The 18,403-nt window shown below is 70.6% G+C and carries 14 protein-coding genes and 1 pseudogene; 9 read left to right on the forward strand and 6 right to left on the reverse strand.

The window, feature by feature from the left end:
• The 4 genes and pseudogenes from FJ091_10720 (at position 1) to FJ091_10735 (ending at position 8,543) form a co-directional block, all read left to right on the forward strand.
• On the forward strand, positions 1 to 3,213 hold the full coding sequence (locus tag FJ091_10720; protein ID MBM4383828.1) for an efflux RND transporter permease subunit: 3,213 nt from the start codon (positions 1 to 3) through the stop codon (positions 3,211 to 3,213).
• Entirely contained in the window at positions 3,200 to 5,884 is a 2,685-nt protein-coding gene (locus tag FJ091_10725; GenBank protein ID MBM4383829.1) for a cation-translocating P-type ATPase, read from the forward strand. Before FJ091_10720 ends, FJ091_10725 begins: the two co-directional genes overlap by 14 nt.
• Positions 5,788 to 7,299 (forward strand): annotated as a pseudogene (locus FJ091_10730) (MBL fold metallo-hydrolase). Before FJ091_10725 ends, FJ091_10730 begins: the two are co-directional and overlap by 97 nt.
• Positions 7,296 to 8,543 carry a saccharopine dehydrogenase NADP-binding domain-containing protein gene (locus FJ091_10735; GenBank protein ID MBM4383830.1) on the forward strand — a complete coding sequence of 416 codons (1,248 nt, stop codon included), beginning with the start codon at positions 7,296 to 7,298 and terminating at the stop codon, positions 8,541 to 8,543. The pseudogene FJ091_10730 and the gene FJ091_10735 overlap by 4 nt, the downstream one beginning before the upstream one ends.
• 16 nt (positions 8,544 to 8,559) lie before the next feature.
• On the opposite strand, the gene yciH is transcribed toward FJ091_10735, so the two are convergent.
• From yciH to FJ091_10750, 3 genes are all read right to left on the reverse strand, one after another.
• Positions 8,560 to 8,886 carry a stress response translation initiation inhibitor YciH gene (gene yciH, locus FJ091_10740; protein ID MBM4383831.1) on the reverse strand — a complete coding sequence of 109 codons (327 nt, stop codon included), beginning with the start codon at positions 8,884 to 8,886 and terminating at the stop codon, positions 8,560 to 8,562.
• Positions 8,883 to 9,497, reverse strand: coding sequence for a DsbA family protein (locus FJ091_10745; protein ID MBM4383832.1), 615 nt, complete (start codon positions 9,495 to 9,497; stop codon positions 8,883 to 8,885). Before FJ091_10745 ends, yciH begins: the two co-directional genes overlap by 4 nt.
• 83 nt (positions 9,498 to 9,580) lie before the next feature.
• On the reverse strand, positions 9,581 to 10,009 hold the full coding sequence (locus FJ091_10750; protein MBM4383833.1) for a CoA-binding protein: 429 nt from the start codon (positions 10,007 to 10,009) through the stop codon (positions 9,581 to 9,583).
• Between the two features lie 114 nt (positions 10,010 to 10,123).
• Between FJ091_10750 and FJ091_10755 the strand changes: the two genes are divergently transcribed.
• The 4 genes from FJ091_10755 to FJ091_10770 all read left to right on the forward strand — a co-directional run bounded on the left by FJ091_10755 (position 10,124) and on the right by FJ091_10770 (position 14,701).
• Positions 10,124 to 11,464 (forward strand): insulinase family protein, encoded by a 1,341-nt coding sequence (locus tag FJ091_10755; protein ID MBM4383834.1) that lies wholly within the window; start codon positions 10,124 to 10,126, stop codon positions 11,462 to 11,464.
• Positions 11,461 to 12,891, forward strand: coding sequence for an insulinase family protein (locus FJ091_10760; protein MBM4383835.1), 1,431 nt, complete (start codon positions 11,461 to 11,463; stop codon positions 12,889 to 12,891). Before FJ091_10755 ends, FJ091_10760 begins: the two co-directional genes overlap by 4 nt.
• A 112-nt stretch (positions 12,892 to 13,003) precedes the next feature.
• Positions 13,004 to 13,627: a TetR/AcrR family transcriptional regulator gene (locus FJ091_10765; GenBank protein ID MBM4383836.1), complete on the forward strand. Its 624-nt coding sequence runs from the start codon at positions 13,004 to 13,006 to the stop codon at positions 13,625 to 13,627.
• Positions 13,628 to 13,630: 3 nt separating this feature from the next.
• On the forward strand, positions 13,631 to 14,701 hold the full coding sequence (locus FJ091_10770) for a diiron oxygenase (protein MBM4383837.1): 1,071 nt from the start codon (positions 13,631 to 13,633) through the stop codon (positions 14,699 to 14,701).
• 28 nt (positions 14,702 to 14,729) lie between these two features.
• On the opposite strand, the gene FJ091_10775 is transcribed toward FJ091_10770, so the two are convergent.
• The 3 genes from FJ091_10775 to FJ091_10785 are packed head-to-tail and all read right to left on the reverse strand — an operon-like array spanning position 14,730 to position 17,266.
• Positions 14,730 to 15,536: an SDR family oxidoreductase gene (locus tag FJ091_10775; GenBank protein MBM4383838.1), complete on the reverse strand. Its 807-nt coding sequence runs from the start codon at positions 15,534 to 15,536 to the stop codon at positions 14,730 to 14,732.
• A gap of 9 nt (positions 15,537 to 15,545) precedes the next feature.
• Positions 15,546 to 16,409 carry a phytanoyl-CoA dioxygenase family protein gene (locus FJ091_10780; GenBank protein MBM4383839.1) on the reverse strand — a complete coding sequence of 288 codons (864 nt, stop codon included), beginning with the start codon at positions 16,407 to 16,409 and terminating at the stop codon, positions 15,546 to 15,548.
• Positions 16,410 to 16,423: 14 nt separating this feature from the next.
• Complete coding sequence (locus FJ091_10785) at positions 16,424 to 17,266, reverse strand: phytanoyl-CoA dioxygenase family protein (GenBank protein ID MBM4383840.1); 843 nt, start codon at positions 17,264 to 17,266, stop codon at positions 16,424 to 16,426.
• Between the two features lie 136 nt (positions 17,267 to 17,402).
• Between FJ091_10785 and FJ091_10790 the strand changes: the two genes are divergently transcribed.
• Entirely contained in the window at positions 17,403 to 18,401 is a 999-nt protein-coding gene (locus FJ091_10790) for a dienelactone hydrolase (GenBank protein MBM4383841.1), read from the forward strand.
• Positions 18,402 to 18,403: the final 2 nt, after the last annotated feature.

Genomic DNA, 18,403 nt, shown 5'->3' on the forward strand with positions numbered 1-18,403 from the left:
ATGCTCGCGCGCTGGATCGAGTTGTGCGCGCGCCGGCGCTGGCTCGTGGTCGCCGCCGTCGTCGCGCTCGCCGCGTGGGGTGTGGTCTCCGCGCGCAACACGCCGCTCGACGCGCTGCCCGATCTTTCCGACACGCAGGTGATCGTCTTCACCGAGTGGATGGGCCGCAGCCCGAACCTCGTCGAGGACCAGATCACGTACCCGATCGTGAGCACGTTCCTCGCCGCGCCGCGCGTCGAGGTCGTGCGCGGCTTCACGATGTTCGGGATGTCGTTCGTGTACGTGATCTTCGAGGAAGGCACGGACCTCTATTGGGCCCGCAGCCGCGTGCTCGAAGCGCTGGTGAAGCTCGCAGGCAAGCTGCCGCCCGGCGTGGCGCCGCAGCTCGGGCCCGACGCGACGGGCGTGGGCTGGGTGTTCGAGTACGCGCTCGTCGACGAGAGCGGCACGCACGACCTCCAGCAGCTGCGCAGCCTGCAGGACTGGCACGTGCGCTACTGGCTGTCGTCGGTGCCGGGCGTCGCCGAAGTCGCCAGCATCGGCGGCTACGAGAAGGAATATCAGGTCGAGATCGACCCGATCCGCCTTCAGGCCCTCGGCCTCTCGATCGCCGAGATCGCGAGTGCAATCCGGATGTCGAACGGCGACGTCGGCGGACGCGTGCTGGAGCTCGCGCAGCACGAATACGCCGTGCGCGGGCGCGGCTATCTGCAGAGTCGCGAGGCGATCGAGCAGATCGTCGTGGCGACCAACGCAGCGGGCACGCCCGTGCAGCTCGGCGACATCGCGCGCGTGCAGATCGGCGGCGCGATCCGGCGCGGCTTCGGCGAGCTCGACGGCGAGGGCGAGGCCGTCGGCGGCATCGTCGTGATGCGCTTCGGCGAGAACGCGCTGCAGGTGATCGAGCGCGTGAAGGCGAAGCTCACCGAGATGGAGCCCGCGCTGCCGCCGGGCGTCCGCATCGTCGCGACCTACGACCGCTCCGAGCTGATCCTCGGCTCGGTGCGCACGCTCGGGACGAACCTCGCGCAGGTGATGGCGATCGTGTGCCTCACGATCGTCGTGTTCTTGTTCCACCTGCGTTCAGCGCTCGTGCCCGCACTGATGCTTCCGATCGCCGTCGCGCTCGCGTTCATCCCGATGTCGGCGATGGGGCTGACGACGAACATCATGTCGCTCGCCGGCATCATCATCGCGATCGGCGACATGGTGGACGCCGCTGTGGTGCTCGTGGAGAACGCGCACCGCCGCCTCGCCGAGGCCGGGCCGAGCGCGGACCGCGTGCGCGTCGTGATCGACTCGGCGAAGGAGCTCGGGCCGCCGATCTTCGGCTCGCTGCTGCTGATCGCGGTCGCGTTCCTGCCCGTGTTCACGCTCGAGGCGCAAGAGGGCCGCCTCTTCAAGCCGCTTGCCTACACGAAGACCCTCGCGATGGCGTTCGCCGCGCTGCTCAGCGTGACGCTCGTGCCCGCGTTGATGGTGTGGCTCGTGCGCGGGCGCATCCGCAGCGAAGCCGAGAACCCCGTCGCGCGCGCACTCGCGGCCGCGTACCGGCCCGTGCTGCGCTGGTGCCTCGTGCATCGCGTCGGTCTGGTCGCGTCGGTGCTCCTCGCGATCGGGCTCAGCGCGGTTCCGTTCGCGCGGCTCGGCTCCGAGTTCATGCCGCCGCTCTACGAGGGCAGCGTGCTGTTCATGCCCGTCAGCGTGCCCGGCATATCGATCGAGGAAGCCAAGCGCGTCGTGCAGGAGCAGGACCGCCGGCTGCGCGCGATCCCGGAGGTGGCGCGCGTGTTCGGCAAGGCTGGGCGCGCCGAGACCGCGACCGATCCCGCGCCACTCTCGATGATCGAGACGGTGATCACGCTGCGCCCGCGCGACGAATGGCGCGAAGGCCTCTCGTACGAGGCATTGATCGCGGAGATGGACCGCGCGGTCGCGACGCCGGGCCTGCAGCCTGCGTGGACGATGCCGATCAAGGCGCGCGTCGACATGCTCACGACGGGCATCCGCACGCCGATCGGCATCAAAGTGTTCGGCGGCGATCTCGAGGAGATCGCGCGCATTGCGGAGTCGCTGGAGCAGATCCTGCGCGACGTGCCGGGGACGCGCAGCGTGTACGCGGAGCGCGAGCTCGGCGGCTACTTCATCGACTTCGTGCCCGATCGAGACGCGATCGCGCGCTACGGGCTGCGCGTGATGGACGTGCTCGAAGTGGTCGAGACGGCGATCGGCGGCCTCGACGTCGACGTCACGATCGAAGGGCGCGAGCGCTACCGCATCAACGTCCGTTACCCGCGCGAGCTGCGCGACACGCCAGAGGATCTCGCGCGCGTGCTCGTGCCAATTCCGCCGCAACGCGGTGTTGGCGCGGCCGACGCCGCAGCGCCGCGTGCGATGTCCGCGGGCATGGGCGCCGGTGCGATGACGAAGGGCGCGGGCCGCACCGCGCAGGTGCGGCTCGGCCAACTCGGCACGATCTCCGCGACGATGGGCGCGCCGATGATCAAGAACGAGGGCGGCCTGCTCACGGGCTGGGTCTACGTCGACACCACGAGCCGCGATCTCGGCGGCTACGTCGAGCGAGCCAAGCGCGCCGTCGCGCTGCAGCTCGCGCTGCCCACGGGCTACTCGCTGCGCTGGACGGGGCAGTACGAGTTTCTCGCGCGCATGCAGGCGCGCATGCGGATTGCCGTGCCGCTCACCGTTGCGCTGATCCTCGCGATCCTGCTGGTGAACTTCGGCGGACTTCCGCAAGCACTGCTCGTGCTCTTCTCGCTCCCGTGCGCGGCGCTCGGCTCGGTGTGGTTGTTATGGGCGCTGGGCTTCAACACCTCGGTAGCCGTCTGGGTCGGACTCATCGGCCTGCTCGGAATCGCCGCCGAGACAGCCTCGATCATGGTGATCTACCTCGACGAGGGCTTCCGGAGCTGGCAGGCGCAGGGCCGGCTGCACAGCACGGCGGACCTGATCGAGATGGCGATCGAGTCCGGCACGCGGCGCGTGCGGCCCCTCGTGATGACCGTGGCGATGAACATCGTCGGGCTCGTGCCCGTGATGCTCGACACCGGCATCGGCTCCGACGTCGCGAAGCGCATCGCCGCACCGCTCTGGGGCGGGCTCGCCTCGCTCACGCTGCTGACCCTCGCAGTGATCCCCGCGCTCTACGTGATGTGGCGCGCGCGCGGGCTTGCTCGGGCCGATGCCGAGCGCTGACTCGTCGCGTTGGCACGCGCGCCCGCTCGCGGACGTCGAGCGCGCGCTGGGCACCGACCGGCGCGCCGGGCTCTCGCGGGACGAAGCTGCGCGGCGGCTCGGGCAGGGCGGCGCGAACGAGTTGCGCGTCGCGCGCGGGCGCTCGGCGGTCGAGATCGCGGCCGACCAGGCGCGCAGCCTCGTCGTGTGGCTGCTCGTCGCGGCTGGGCTCGTGTCGCTCGCGCTGGGAGAGCGCGTCGACGGCGCCGCGATCCTCGCGATCGTCGCCGTGAACGCGCTGATCGGCTTCGCGCAGGAGCTGCGCGCCGAGCGCGCGGTCGCCGCACTGGCGAAGCTGACGGCGCCGCGCGCGCGCGTCGTGCGCGACGGCCGCTCGGAGCTGATCCCCGCGCGTGAAGTCGTCGTCGGCGATCTGCTCGTGCTCGACGCGGGCGACATCGCGGCAGCGGACGCGCGCCTCTGCGAGGCGTCGCGGCTCCAGCTGAACGAAGCGCCGCTCACGGGCGAATCCGAGCCGGTGGCGAAGCACGCGGCCGAGCTCGCGGCGGACACGCCGCTGCCCGATCGCAGGAATCTCGTGTTCCTCGGCACGAGCGTCGCCGCGGGCTCGGGTCGCGCCCTCGTCGTCGCCACCGGCATGACGACGGAAGTCGGCCGCATCGCGCAGCTGCTCGAGAGCGCGCAGACGGAGCCGACGCCGCTACAGCGCCGGCTCGATCGCGTGGGCCGCCAGCTCGTGTGGGCGAGCCTCGCGGTGGTCGCCGTCGTTTCCGCGCTCGGCTGGCTGCGTGGCGCACCGCCGTTCGAGCTCTTCATCGGCGCGGTGAGCCTCGCGGTGGCGGCGGTGCCCGAGGGCCTGCTCGCAGTCGTCACGGTTGCGCTCGCGCTCGGGGTCGAGCGCATGGCGCGCCGCCGCGCGCTCGTGCGTCGGCTCGCATCGGTCGAGACGCTCGGCAGCACGGGCGTGATCTGCACCGACAAGACAGGGACGCTCACGGTCGGCCAGATGACGGTGCGCCGGCTCGCGACTGCCGACGCCACGCTTCGCGTCACTGGCGAGGGCATGCGTGCGGAGGGTGAGATCGCTGGAGCTGGCGCCGACGAGGCGGCGGTTCGCGCGCTGCTGTGGGCAGCGGCCGCCTGCAACGACGCCGAGATCGTGCGCCGCGATGGCACTTATCAGGGAACAGGGGACACCACGGAGATCGCGCTCTTGGTCGCCGCAGCGAAGGGCGGAGTGCAGCGCGCCGAGATCGAGGCGCAGGAGCCGAGGCTGCGCACACTGCCCTTCGACTCCGAGCGCAAGCGCATGTCCATCGTGCGCAAGCGTGCTGGGCGCGAGGTCGCCTACGTGAAGGGTGCCCCCGAAGCGGTACTCGAGTGCTGCACGCACTTCGCGCAAGCGAGCGGCGTGACTGCGTTCGATGCGGCGACTCGCGCGGCACTCGCGCAGAGCGTCGCGGCGCTCGCAGCCGACGCGCTGCGCGTGCTCGCCATTGCCGCGCGGGAGGTGTCCGGCGGCAAGCCCGACGACGAGGTGGAGCGCGGCCTGACGCTGCTCGGCTTCGTGGGGATGCAGGATCCGCCGCGCCCCGAGGCCGCCTCGGCGATCGCGCGCTGTCGCAGTGCGGGCATCCGCGTCGTGATGATCACCGGCGATCACCCTGCGACGGCGCGCGCGATCGCAGCAGAGCTCGGCATCGTGAACGCGAGCGATGAAGTGCTGACCGGCACCGAGCTCGAGCGGCTCTCGCACGACGCGCTGCGCGAGCGCGCGCCGCGCATCTCCGTCTACGCGCGCACCAGCCCGGAGCAGAAGCTGCAGATCGTGCGCGCGTGGAAGGCGCGCGGCGCGATCGTCGCGATGACGGGCGACGGCGTGAACGACGCGCCGGCGCTGCGCGAGGCCTCGATCGGCGTGGCGATGGGCGCCGCCGGGACCGAGGTCGCGAAGCAAGCCGCAGACCTCGTGATCGCCGACGACGATTTCGCCTCGATCGTCGCGGCCGTCGAGGAGGGCCGTGGCATCTTCGACAACGTCTCGAAGACACTCGCCTATCTGCTCGCCGGTAACGTTGGGGAGCTCGGGTTCATGCTCGCGGCCGGCCTGCTCGGCTGGCCGGTGCCGCTGCTGCCCGTGCAGTTGTTGTGGATCAATCTCGTGACGGACGGCTTGCCCGCGCTCGCGCTCGCGAGCGACCCGATCGACCCCGACGTGCTGCAGCGGCCGCCGCGGCCCGCCACCGCGCAGCTCGCGGACGCCGCCGGTTTGCGCACGCTGCTGCTCACCGGCGCGCTCACCGCTGCGGTCGCGCTCGCGGCCTTCGGGTACGAGCTCGCGCGCGGCGCGGAGCTCAGCGTCGCTCGCAACGCCGCGTTCTCGACGCTCGTCTTCGCCGAGCTGCTGCGCGCGTTCGGAGCGCGCAGCGCCACGCGCTCCGTGTTCGAGGTGAGCCTCCGCTCGAACCTGCGACTTCTTGCCGTGGTGGCCGCGAGCTTCGCGCTTCAGCTCGTGATCCATCACGAGCCGCGCGTCGCGAGCGTGTTCGCCACGGCGCCGATCTCGCTCGGGCAATGCGTCGCGCAGATCGCGCTCGCCAGCGTGCCGCTCGCGCTGCTCGAGCTGCGCAAGCTCGCGCTACGGCGCACGCGCCGGAAGGAGGCTTCGTGACTCAGCGGCACGGAGAGATTGGGCAGCCGAGCATCCAGTTCCTCGGCGCGGCGGGCACGGTCACGGGCTCGAAGCACGTCGTGACAGCCAACGGAAGCCGAGTTCTGCTCGACTGCGGGCAGTTTCAAGGCTTGAAGGCGCTGCGGCTGCGCAACTGGGAGCCACTTCCTTTCGAGGCGCGCGAGATCGACGCCGTGGTGCTGAGCCACGCGCACATCGACCACTCCGGCGCGCTGCCCCGACTCGTTCGCGACGGTTTTCGCGGGTCGATCTACTGCACTTCCGGAACCGCAGCCTTGTTACGGGTCATGCTGCTCGATGCGGCGCACATCGAAGAGGAGGACGCTGCTCGCGCGAATCGTCACGGCCACGCGAAGCATCGGCCGGCGTTGCCGCTGTTCACGCGCGAGGACGCCGAAGCCGCGCTGAGCCTGGTGCGTACGGTCCCGTACGGGCGCGATCAAGAAGTGGCGAGCGGCATCGTCACGACGCTGCGCCGCGCCGGGCACATTCTCGGCTCTGCGACCGTCGAGCTCGCGATCGCGGGCGCGCATCCCGTGCGCCTCGTGTATTCGGGCGATCTCGGCCGCTGGGGCCGGCCGATTCTGCGCGACCCGGACCCCGTGCACCGCGCTGACGTGCTGCTCGTGGAATCCACCTACGGCGACCGCGTGCATCCACCCGGTGCGGAAGAGGCGCTGGCGCGCATCGTTCGAGAAACGGCTGCACGGCGAGGTGCGCTCCTGGTTCCGGCCTTCGCGGTGGGGCGAACACAGGAGCTGATCTGGACGCTGCGCAAGCTCGAAGACGCTCGCGCGATTCCAGCACTGCCGGTGTTCCTCGACAGCCCGATGGCGATCGACGTGACGGGCATCTACTGCGAGCACCCCGAGGATCACGACCTCGACATGAAGCTGCTGATGGACGAGAAGCGCTGCCCGCTCTGCTGCACGCAATACCATCTGCTGCGGCGCGTCGAAGAGTCGAAGCGGCTCAACAAGCTGAGCGGTCCGGCGATCATCATCTCCGCGAGCGGGATGGCCACGGGCGGGCGGGTGCTTCACCACTTGCGCGCGCGCCTTCCGGACGAGCGCACGACCGTGCTCCTGCCCGGCTTTCAGGCCGCGGGGACGCGGGGCCGCGCGCTCCAAGAAGGGGCGCGAACGCTGCGCATCCACGGCGAAGACGTTCCCGTGCGCGCTCGCGTCGTCACGCTCGACGGCTTGTCGGCGCACGCGGATCGCTAGGAGCTGCTGCGCTGGCTGAGCGGATTCGCGTCCGCGCCGCGCATGACGTGGATCGTGCATGGAGAGCCGGTCGCGTCGGCTGCGCTTGGTGACGAGATCCGCGCGCGGCTCGGCTGGCGCGCCGAGGTCGCAAGTGACGGTGAGATCGTGGGGCTCGGCGCTACGTGAAGGAGAAAGACGCGATCCTCGTAACTGGCGGCACCGGGACCGTCGGCTCGCGGCTGAGCGAGATGCTCGCACGCCGCTTTCCGGACCGCGTCGTCGTCGCGGCGCGCGACGCACACAGGGCGCGCGCCTTGGCAGCGCGCATCGGTGAGGGCGTGCGCGGCGTCGGCATCGACGTTCACTCGGCCGAGCGGGCGCAGGCCGCCTGCGCGTCCGCCGCCTTGGTCGTGAACTGCGTTCCGCTGAGCGCGCCTTTCCCGCTGCTGCGCAGCGTGGTGGAGCACGGCTGCGCCTACACCGACGTGTCTCCCTCGCTGATTGGCGACACGGTGTTCGCGCTGCACGAGCGCGCGCAGCAAACCGGCGCACGCGTGATTGCGGGAGCTGGTCTTGCGCCGTGCACGAGCAACTTCATCGCGCGGCGATTGTTTCAGGAGCTCGGCGCCCTCGAGCGCGTGGACGTCACGCTCCAGCTTCACTTGGGAGACGAGATCGGCGCAGCGGCGCTGGCGTCGCTGCTCGCCCTCGCTGGGGCGTCGCTTCCCGCGATTCACGGGGGCCAGGCCGAGATGTTTCGTCCGTTCCAACTGCGACGCCGGATCGCGACGAGGAGCGGGAGGCGAACGAGCCTGCGCGCACCGTTCTGCGATCAGCTGTGGATCGCGCGGTCGCTCGGCGTGCCGAGCGCAGCGACCTGGCTCGTGCTGGAGCCGCGCTGGGCAGGTCAAGCGTTCGCGCTGCTCGCCGCGATGGGGGCGCTCCCGCGACTGGCGCGGCGCGGAGCGAGCGGCGCGTCTCTCCGCGCGCTGCGGATCCTGAAGCGCAGCCTACGAGTGCGCGGTGATGACGTCGCGCTCATCGTCGAAGCGACGACCGGCCGCGGTCGGGGCGTGCTCGAGCTGCACACCAACTGCGAGGCGCACGCGACCGCCGCAGCGGCTTCGCTCGTGGCGCGGGCGCTGCTCGGGGAGCAGCCGGTCGCGCCTGGAGTTTGGGTTCCGGATCAGGCGATCTCGACGGATTGGTTCCTCTCCGAGCTGGACCGCCTCGGACTCGCGCCCGAGGCGGCTGTCGCACGCAAGGAAGCGGCGCGGCACCGCTCGATGGCCAAGCATTACGCCGGCGGCAAGCTGATGCAGCGCGACGCGGCGCGCCTCCACTGCGAGCGGCTGGCGAAGCGCGCCGACCAGACTGCCGCCGAGTACGACGGTCTCGCCGCTGCGCACGAGGCGGAAGGCGGACGCTGAGCGTTCGCGCCGGCTCTCAGCCTCCCGCGAGCTTCACCTGATGACCGCGCTGCTGGAGCGCCGCGACGATCTTGTCGCGGTGGTCCCCCTGAATCTCGATCACCCAGTCCTTCACGGTGCCGCCGGTGCCGCACAGGCGCTTCAGCTCGCCCGCGAGCTCCTTCAGCTTGTCCTCGCTCGCGCCGACCCCCGCGATCGTCGTGACGGTCTTGCCGCCGCGGCCTTGGCTCTCGCGGCGCACGCGCACGATGCCGTCGCCGCGCGGTGCGCGCGGGCTCTCGACTTTGGGCGCGATGCGGCCCTTGCCGGTGGAGTAGACGGTGCGGTCGTCGTCGCGGCTCACGAGATGTCTCCCGCGCGGGCTTTCTGGGCGTAGCGTTCGAGCACGCGCTTCATCGTGTCGTCGGGCTGGATGCCGCCGAAGGGCCACGTGCCGAGCATGAACGTGGGCACGCCGGTGACCTGCTCTTCCCGCGCGACTTCGGTCTTCACTTCGAGCTCGCGCCGGCCGCGTGCGAGGTCGTTCGCGGCGAGCGGCAGCGCGATCTCGCGCGCGAGCGCGAGCACGTCGTCGTCGCTCGGCGCGAGCCTGTGCTCCTCGAACATCGCGGTGAAGACGCGCTCGCGCCAGGTCTCGCCGCGGCCCGCGCGCTCGGCCGTGAACGCGGCGGCATTCAGCGCGGCGGAGTCGGGCCAGATGCGCGGCACGTCGAGCGCGACACCGAGCTCTGCGGCGACGCGCCGCGCATTCTCGCGCCGCGCATCGGGCACCTCTTCGCCCGCGACGTACGGCCCGAGCAGGCGGCCGAGGTCGAGCGGCAGCCACGCGAGCGCGATGCCGAGCTCGCCGAGAGTGCCCGCCATGCGCTGCATCGCGCGGTGCGTCACGTAACAGAGGCTCGACGCGAAGTCGTAGTAGAGCGGCACGCGGAGGATGCGTCTGGAGTCGATCACTGACGAGCCCGAGGTTCTGACGAAATCGAGGCCACTGTTCGATCTCCGCTCGGCTTCGGCTCGCTGCGCGCTCAGCTTGCCGATCAATGATCGGGCGCCTCTCGGAACAGCCGTGCGTGCTCGACCATCAGGCAGAGATCTTCCACCACCGCGATGCCCGCGGCTTCGAGCTTCGCGGTCGACCCGTGCGCGATGCCGAGCTGGAGCCACACCGACTTCGGCTTGTGCTTCATCGCGAGGATCTCGTCGACGTGCGCGGGAATGTGCGCGGGCGCGCGGAACACGTTGATCATGTCCACGGGCTCCGCGATCTCGCCGACGCTCGCGACCGCGCGCTCGCCTAACACCTCGGCGAGCTTCGGCGACACGGGCCGGATCGCGAAGCCGTGGCGCTGCATGTAGCGGGGTACGCGGAACGCGTCCTCGTGCTCGCCGGCCTTGATGCCGAGCACCGCGATCGTTCGTGTGCTCACGAGCAGCTCTCTCAGTTCGCGGTCGCCGTGGATCGGCATGGTCTTCCTCGCGCGCGTTTCGTTGCGGGAGATCGAGTGCCGGATAAGGTGCGCCGCCACCCGACGCCGCGAAAGGGGAAACGCGTGCGATTCATCGCTCGAAGTCTGGCCGCAATGGCCGTGACACTTTCGTGTGTCGGCGGACTCGCGGCCGAAAGTGTGCAGCCCGAGTTCGACGATCCCGCCCTTCGCACGCGCATCACGAAGCTCGCGAACGGGCTCGACGTGCTCACGCTCGAAGACCACGCCACGCCGGTCGTCTCGCTGCAGGTGTGGGCGAAGGTGGGATCGGGCGACGAGAGCCGTTTCACCGGAATCGCGCACCTGTTCGAGCACATGATGTTCCTCGGCTCGAAGAATCTCTCGAAGCTCGGCCCCGAGGCCTACACGAAGCTCGTCGAAGAGCGCGGCGGAACGATCAACGCGTACACGTCGCGCGACGTGACCGTGTACTTCGAGAACGTCGCGCCCGAGCATCTGCCGCTCGTGATCGCGCTCGAGGGCGAGCGCTTCGCGAATCTCGAGGTGACCGAGGAAGCGCTGAAGGCGGAGCGTCAGGTGGTGATCGAGGAGCGCCGGCTGCGCAGCGAGAACGACCCCGAGGGCATCGCGTTCGAGAGCGCGATGGCGCTCGCGTATCAGGCGCATCCGTACCGCGTGCCGACCGTGGGCTGGAAGAGCGACCTCGAGAAGGTCACGGCCGCCGACTGCCGGGCGTTCTTCGACACTTATTACGCCGCGAACAACCTCGTGGTCGCGATCGCGGGGAACTTCGACACGGACGAGGCGCTCGCGCTCGTGGAGAAGCACTTCGGCTGGCTGCGCACCGCGCCGTCGATTCCGCGCAATCCGCAGGAGGAGCCCGAGCAGAACGGCGAGCGCCGCGCGATCGAGCACTTCCCCGTGCGCGCGCCGATTCTGCTGAGCGCCTACCAAGGCCCGAGCACGCACAGCCCCGATACGGACGCGCTCGACATCGCGAGCGGCATTCTCGCGGGCGGGCGCACCTCGCGGCTGCATCGCGCGCTCGTGGACGAGGCGCGCCTCGCGCTCGAGCCGAGCGCGTTCTTTTGGGAGCTGCAGCGCGCGGGCGTGTTCATGGCCGGCGCGACGCTCGTGCCCGGCGCCGATGTCGCAGCGGCGGAGAAGATCATTCATGACGAGATCGCGAAGCTCGCCGCGACGCCGCCGAGTGAGAGCGAGCTGCGCCGCGCGCGGCGCGCGCTCGAGGTGCAGTGGATTCGCGGGCAGGGCAGCGCGCACGCGCTCGCGAGCCGCATCGCGCAGGACTACGTCGCGTACGGCCGCATCGAGCCGCTCGCGGAGAAGCTGGCTGCGCTGCGCGCGGTCGCGCCCGCGGACGTGCAGCGCGTCGTGAAGCAGTACCTCGCGCCGCACCGGCGCAACGTGGTGCAGGTCTTCCCGCCCGCGGCGGACGAGGAGGGCCAGCCGTGAGGTGCGCATTCGCCGCGATCGCCATGACGACGGTTCTCGCAGGCTGTGCGAGCGCCACAAAGCCCGACGCGGCGCGCGAGCCGTTCGCGTGGGAGATGCCCGCGGTCGTCGCGGCGGATCGCCCGATCGTCGATGCCGCGAGGCTTCACCGGCGCACGCTCGCGAACGGGTTGCAGGTGATCGTGCTCGAGGATCGCCGGCTGCCCGAGTTCAGCGCAGGCTTCATCGCGCTGCGCGGCGCCGCGATCGAGGCGCCGAGCGAGGCGGGCCTCGCGGTCTTCACCGCGGCGCTGATGGAGCGCGGCGCCGGCGCGCGCGACAAGCTCAACCTCGCCGCAGCGGTCGACGACCTCGGCGCGGATCTCTCCCTCAACGCGGACTGGGACTCGCTGCGCGCGAGCGTCTCCGGGCTCTCTCAGGATTTCGACGCGCTGTTCGCCGTGCTCGCCGACGTGGTGCGCCGGCCGCGCTTCGATCTCGAGGAGGCGAAGCAGCTGGTCGCCGAGCAGCGCGCCGCGATCGCGCAGGCGCAAGACGATCCCGCGCGGCTCGCGACGAAGCACTTCATGCGCGCGCTCTACGGCGCGCACAGGCTCGGGACACCGTCCGCGGGGCTCGACGAGACGGTCGCGCGCTTCGGCCCCGCAGACGCGCGCGCCTTCCACGCGCGAGTTGTTAAGCCGCCGGGAGGAATTCTCTGGGCCGTCGGCGACGTCGATCCCGGTGCGTTGTTCGCGCGCGCCGAGTCCGCCTTCGGCGCGTGGAGCGGAGCGCCGCTTGCGGCGCTGCCGGACGCGGCGCCTGCGCCCGAGAAGCGCCGCGTCGTCATCGTGGATCGCCCGGAGCTCGGGCAGGTGCAGGTGGCGATCGGCCACGAGGGAATCGCGCGCACCGATGAACGCCGCCTCGAGGCGCAGCTCATGAACGCCGCCTTCGGCGCCGGCGGCTTCTCCTCGCGTCTGATGAACCGAATCCGCGCGACCGAGGGCCTCACCTACGGGATCTACGCGCAGTTCGCGCAGTACCGCGTGCCGGGGCCGTTCGTGGTGAGCACGTTCACGCGCGTGTCCGAGGTGGGGAAGCTGCTCGCGAGCACATTCGAGGAGCTGGAGCGCCTGCGCGCGTCCCCGCCCGCAGGGGACGAGCTCGAACGTGCGCGCAGTCAGCGCGTCGGCTCCTTCCCGCTGCAGCTCGAAACCTCCGAGGCCGTGATGCGCGCGCTGCTCGATCTCGAGGTGTACGGCCTCCCGCGCGACACCCTCGACACGTACCGCGCGCGGATGCGCGCGATCACGCCCGAGCAGATCGCTGCGACCGCGAACGCGCTCGTGCACCCCGAGCGCGCCGCAATCGTGCTCGTGGGCCCCGCGGAAGCGCTTGGCGAAGTGGCCGCGCAGTACGGCGAGGTCGAGGTCGTCTCGCCCTGAACCCCGGGGCCCCCAGGGCGACTTGCCGCCCGACCGATCGGTCGCCTAAGGTGCGTACCGCATTCGACCGATTGGTCGTGAGGTCATCCGAGTCCAGCGAGGCCCCCGCAGCGTGCATCTCACCTCACGCGAGAAGATCCTCGACGTCGCCGAGGCGCGCTTCGCGCAGCGTGGCTACGCGGGTGTCGGGCTGCGCGAAGTGGCCGAGGCCGCGGGTCTCGGGAAGTCCTCGCTGTTCCACCACTTCGCCACCAAGGCCGCGCTGTACGGGGCGGTGCTCGACCGCGTGCTCGAGCGCATCGACCTGCGCATACGCCGCGCCCTCGACGCGAGCAGCGATCCGCGCGCCCAGCTTGCCTCGGCCGTCGTCGCGCTGATCGACACGCTCGCCGAGGACCCGCCGGCCGCGCGCTTGTTGTTACGGAGCGTGTTCGAGGACGACGACATCTCCCCGGACTCGCCCGATCTCGCGGCGTCGCAGGCGCGCCTCGACGCGCTGATCGCGCGCATCGCGCAGGCGATCACGGACGGCATCGCCGCCGGCGCGCTGCGGCCGATCTCGGTGCCCGACGCGATCCAGACGCTGATCGGCGCCACGGTCTACCCGTTCGCGAGCGGCGAGTTCGGCGAGAAGCTCGCCGGCGAAATCTTCAGCGCCGAGGCGATCGCTCGCCGCAAGCGCGAAGTGTTGGGTCTGATCGAGCACGGTTGGATGCGCCCGCATTCAAGGAGATGAGTCGTGAACAAGTTCCTCCCCGAGCACCGCAAGCAGCTGGGTCAGTTCGAAGTCGTGGACGTGGCAGACGAGGTCGCCGCGCGCCTGCGCAACAAGGTGAACGACGACGTCGCACTCGCCGTGAACTGGACCTGGGAGTACGGGAGCGAAGTCGCGGAGCTGCGCAACCTCTACGAGAAGGGCAAGACCGCGCAGTGGAACGCCGAGACGGACCTCGACTGGACGATTCCCGTGACGGCGGACGACTGGGTGCTCGCGCCCGAGGGCTCGCTGCTCGCGCAGGCGACGAAGCTGATGGGCAAGGACGAGGCGACGCAGAAACAAGCCGCGTTCGACGAGCTCAACTACCTGCTCTCGCAGCTGCTGCACGGCGAGCAGGCCGCGCTCCAGCTCTGCGGCCAGCTCGTGAACGTGTGCGACAAGATGGATCAGAAGTGGTACGCGGCGTCGCAGGTGATCGACGAGGCGCGCCACGTCGAGGTGCTCTCGAAGTTCCTCACGCGCAAGATGAACGGCATCTACCCCGTCGGCGGCACGCTGAAGTATCTGCTCGACCAGCTGCTCGAGGCGCAGGGCGTGCAGAAGAAGACGCTCGGCATGCAGACGCTCTTCGAAGGCACGGCGGTCGGCATCATGGACCTGATGCGCACGATGAGCCGCAACGCGTTCGTGACGGAGATGATCAAGCGCATCGAGCAGGACGAGGCGCGGCATGCTGCGTTCGGCGTGCTCACGATGCGCCGCGTCGTGAAGGAAGCGAGCGAGGCCGAGAAGCACGAGATGGAGGACTGGGCGTTTGCGCTGCTCGAGACGCTCAACGCGAATCAGCAGCTCGACATGCTGAAGGTGCTCGGCCCGAAGTACGGCATCGACGCGCTGCCGTTCATGCAGATCATCACCTCGATGCCGAACTTCGCGGACCTGAACAGCCCCATCTTCATGCACACCGTCGTGCCGAACCTGCAGCGCCTCGGCCTGATCACCGAGCGCACCGAGGCCGGTTGGCGCAAGGTGGGCATGATGGTCGACTCGCGTGGCGGCGCCGCGACGGGGCTGCTGCCCCTCGTCGCGTGAGCCTCCGACCCGGCGCGCTGCGTCGGCGTCAGAAGATCGAGTAGCCGCCGTCCGCGACGAGCTGCGCGCCGGTGACGAAGATCGACGCGTCGCACGCGAGGAACGCGACGACGGGTGCGATGTCGTTTGCTGCGCCCATGCGTCCGATCGGCATCTTCGCGAGCCAGTACGCGATGGTTTCCTGGAGCGAGAGCGGCGCGCCATCGGCGCCGCGCATCGGCTCGTGCTTCGCGCCGAGGTTCGTCGCGCACGGGCCCGGCAGCACGGCGTTCACTCGGATGCCGCTCGCCGCGAGCTCGAGCGCGACCGCCCGCGAGAGCATCGCGATCGCGCCCTTCGACGCGCTGTAGGCCGCGTAGCGATCGCCCGCGACTTCGCCGTAAACGGACGAGACGTTGATGATCGACGGCTTCACGGCCTTTGCGAGGGCCGTCTCCTTCAGCAGCGGCACGAGCGTGTGCATGCCCAGCCACGGGCCTTCGACGTTCACGCGGTACTGCGCGCGCAGATCCTCGACCGAGGCTTCGAGAAAGCCGCGCGCGAGCATGATGCCGGCGTTGTTCACCAGCACGTCGAGGCGGCCGCAGCGCGTGCGCAGCTCGTCGTGCGCCGCGCGCCAGTCCTCGGCGCTCGTCACGTCGTGGCGCAGCGCGAAGTGCCCCGCGCCCTCGAGCCGCCCCGCGGTGTCCTGCGCGGTGCTCGCGTCGAGATCGCTGCACACGACCCGCGCGCCGAGGCTCGCGAGCGTCTCGCAGCAGGCGCGGCCGATGCCGGAGCCCGCGCCCGTCACGAGCGCGACGCGGCTTTTCAGGTCGAAGAGCGGGTGACTCGGCAAGGGTGATCCTCAGCGCGGCGAGCGCCCGTACACGAGCCCGAATCCCTCGCTCTTGTACGCGAGCAGGGTGAGCAGCGTCTCCGAGGCGGCGTTCACCACGCCGGGGCTCAGGGAGAGGAACCAGTTCTCTTGCGTGCGGTAGGTCGTCGTCGTGTAGAACGGAAACACTGCGGCGCGGCGCTTGTCGCGGGAAGTGTTCGCGCCCGTGCGGTGCCAAACGCGACTCTCGAACGCGATCGCGCTGCCGGCCGGCGCCTCGACCGGGAGCATCCGCACGCTCTCCGCTTCCGCCTCGCTGGGCATCCGATTCCAGCGATGTGAGCCGACCACGACCTCGGTCGCGCCGTTCTCGCGCGTGAAGTCGTCGATGCACCACGCCACGTTCATGCCCTGCGGCGCCGCGGCCCACGGCTCGGGCACGAAGATCTGGTCCGCGTGGAGCACGCCGCGCGCGGCGCCGGGGCCGGTGATGTTGCCCGAGATGTTCGAGAGCAGCGCCGGCCAGCCGAGCGTCGCGCGCACGAGCTCGATCGCGGCGGGATGCTCGGCGAGATCGCTGAACACCGGGTCGCGGTTGAGCAGGTTCCACACCCGCACGTTCTTCTCGTCCACGTCGAGCCCGAAGCCGTGCTGAGCGTGGCCGCGCTTCACGTCGTCGTCGGCCGCGCGGTACATAGCGTCGCGCGCGCGAGAGAGCTGCTCGCGCGTCAGCACGTCGGGGATCACCGCGACGCCGAGCTCCCGCACGTTTCGCAGGGCGTCGGGGATCGCGCGGGTCGGCGCCGGCAGTGGCAGCGAGGCGAGCGGCTCGCGCTGCGAGCGCACGGGCTGCGCGCCTTCCGCGTGCGCGATCTCGCGCGGCGCGAATCCCATTTCGGCGCGCTTGTTCACCGTGCACCGCCGAGCGGGCGCGGGCGCTCGCCGATGATCTCGCCGCCGATGCGCAAGTTGGAATCTGCGCCGAGCTTGAGCCGCGCGAACAGCTCCGGCGAGAGCCGCGCCTGCGTCTCCGCGGAGAGCGTCACGTTGTGATTGACCTGTGGGCGCAGGAAGTCGACGGAGTAGTAGGCGAACAGCAGCGCGCGCTCCGTGTTCTTCGTGACGTTCGCACCCGAGGTGTGCCAGACGCGCCCGTCCATCGCGACGATCGATCCGCACGGCGCCGTGAACGCCTTCATTTGCGCGAGCGGATTGGCAGGGACCTCCGCGCGCCGCGTGAAGCGCTGGCTGCCGGGTAGGTAGAGCGTGCCGCCGTTCTCGGCGTACACGTCGTCGAGGCACCACACGACGTTCATGCTCCACGGCGCGAGCCAAGGCTCGGGCACCACGAGCGATTGGTCCGAGTGCAGCGACATCGAGCCGCTGCCGGGGCGCGCGATGTTCGCGGTGAAGTTCGAGATGGCGAAGTGCTCGCCCAACACGCCGCGCACGAGCGCAGCCGCGAGCGGATGCAGGATCAGCTCGCGGAAGATCTCGTGCATGTCGAGCAGGTTGAACACGCGCACGTTCGCGGCGTTCGGGTCGAGCGCCGGCATGAACGTCGCGACGCCGCGGCGCTCGCTCTCGGCTGCAGCTTCGAGTAGCGCCGCGCGCGCGGCGCGCGCCTCGCTCTGCGAGAGCACGCCCTCGATGACCGCGACTCCACGCTCGCGCACCTCGGCGAGCGCGCGCTCGACTTCGCGCGCTGCGCCGTCGCCGTGTGCTCGCTCCGTTTCGATCGCAGAGCTCAAGCGTCCACCTCTTTGGCGATGTTGCACCGCGGCGCTGCATTCGGCACTGGCCGCTGGCGGCCGGCGCGGCGACTCCGCAACTCTGCGCGACCTCGCGGGTTCACGGGGAAGCCGCGCCTTCGCAGGGAAAGACACGATGCTGGTCTCAGTTCTCGCCACCGCAGTGCGCTGCGTGCTTTTCGCGCTCGCCGCCGCCGTCGCGCTCTCGGCCGCTGCGCGCGCCGAGTACGACCCGCTCGCGCTGGCGAATGGCGCGGCAGGGCCCGCGCTCGAGCTCACGACGCGGGACGGCTCACGCGAGATCCCGCTGCGCGTGTACACGCCCGCGAAGCTCTCCGCGCCCGCGCCGATCGTGCTCTACAGCCACGGGCTCGGCGGCTCGCGCAATAACAACCGCTACCTCGGCGAGCACTGGAGCGCGCGCGGCTACGTCGCGGTGTTCATGCAACACCCGGGTAGCGATGAATCGGTGTGGAAGGACCTGCCGCGCGAAGAGCGCATGGAAGCGATGCGAGAGGCCGCGACGCCGAGCAACGCGATGAAGCGCGCCGCCGACGTCGAGGCCACGCTCGACGCGCTCGCGGAGTGGCCCGCGGCGCCGGGCCACGCGCTCGCCGGAAAGCTCGACGTGACACGGGTCGGCATGTCGGGCCACTCCTTCGGCGCGGTGACGACGCAGCTCGTGAGCGGTCAACGCGCGCCGCTCGTAGGCGCACGCTTCACCGACGCGCGCATCTACGCCGCGCTCGCGATGAGCCCGAGCAAGCCGCGCCGGGGCAGCGCACGCGAAGCGTTCGGCGCCGTGAAGATTCCGTGGCTGTTGATGACCGGGACCCACGACGGCGCGCGGATCGGCGGTCAAACGCCGGCTTCACGTCTGGAGGTGTTCCCCGCGCTGCCGAACGGCAGCAAGTACGAGCTCGTGCTCGACGGCGCCGAGCACGACGCGTTCGGCGACCGTGCGCTGCCGGGCGAAGCGAAGCCGCGCAATCCGAACCACCACCGCGCCGTGCTCGCGCTCAGCACCGCGTTCTGGGACGCCTACCTGCGCGGTGACCAAGCCGCGCGCGCCTGGCTCGATGGCGACGCCGCGCGCAGCGTGCTCGACGCGCGGGATCGCTGGCAGCGAAAGTGAAG

Source organism: Deltaproteobacteria bacterium (genome assembly GCA_016875395.1).
Classification (GTDB): domain Bacteria; phylum Myxococcota_A; class UBA9160; order UBA9160; family UBA6930; genus VGRF01.

What these genes read in the sequence shown, in the direction of transcription:
- FJ091_10720 (MBM4383828.1), top strand. Translation starts at nt 1, where the DNA reads ATGCTCGCGCGCTGGATCGAGTTGTGCGCGCGCCGGCGCTGGCTCGTG.
- FJ091_10725 (MBM4383829.1), top strand. Translation starts at nt 3,200, where the DNA reads ATGCCGAGCGCTGACTCGTCGCGTTGGCACGCGCGCCCGCTCGCGGAC.
- FJ091_10750 (MBM4383833.1), bottom strand. Translation starts at nt 10,009, where the DNA reads ATGCCGATCCACGGCGACCGCGAACTGAGAGAGCTGCTCGTGAGCACA.
- FJ091_10755 (MBM4383834.1), top strand. Translation starts at nt 10,124, where the DNA reads ATGGCCGTGACACTTTCGTGTGTCGGCGGACTCGCGGCCGAAAGTGTG.
- FJ091_10780 (MBM4383839.1), bottom strand. Translation starts at nt 16,409, where the DNA reads ATGGGATTCGCGCCGCGCGAGATCGCGCACGCGGAAGGCGCGCAGCCC.
- FJ091_10790 (MBM4383841.1), top strand. Translation starts at nt 17,403, where the DNA reads ATGCTGGTCTCAGTTCTCGCCACCGCAGTGCGCTGCGTGCTTTTCGCG.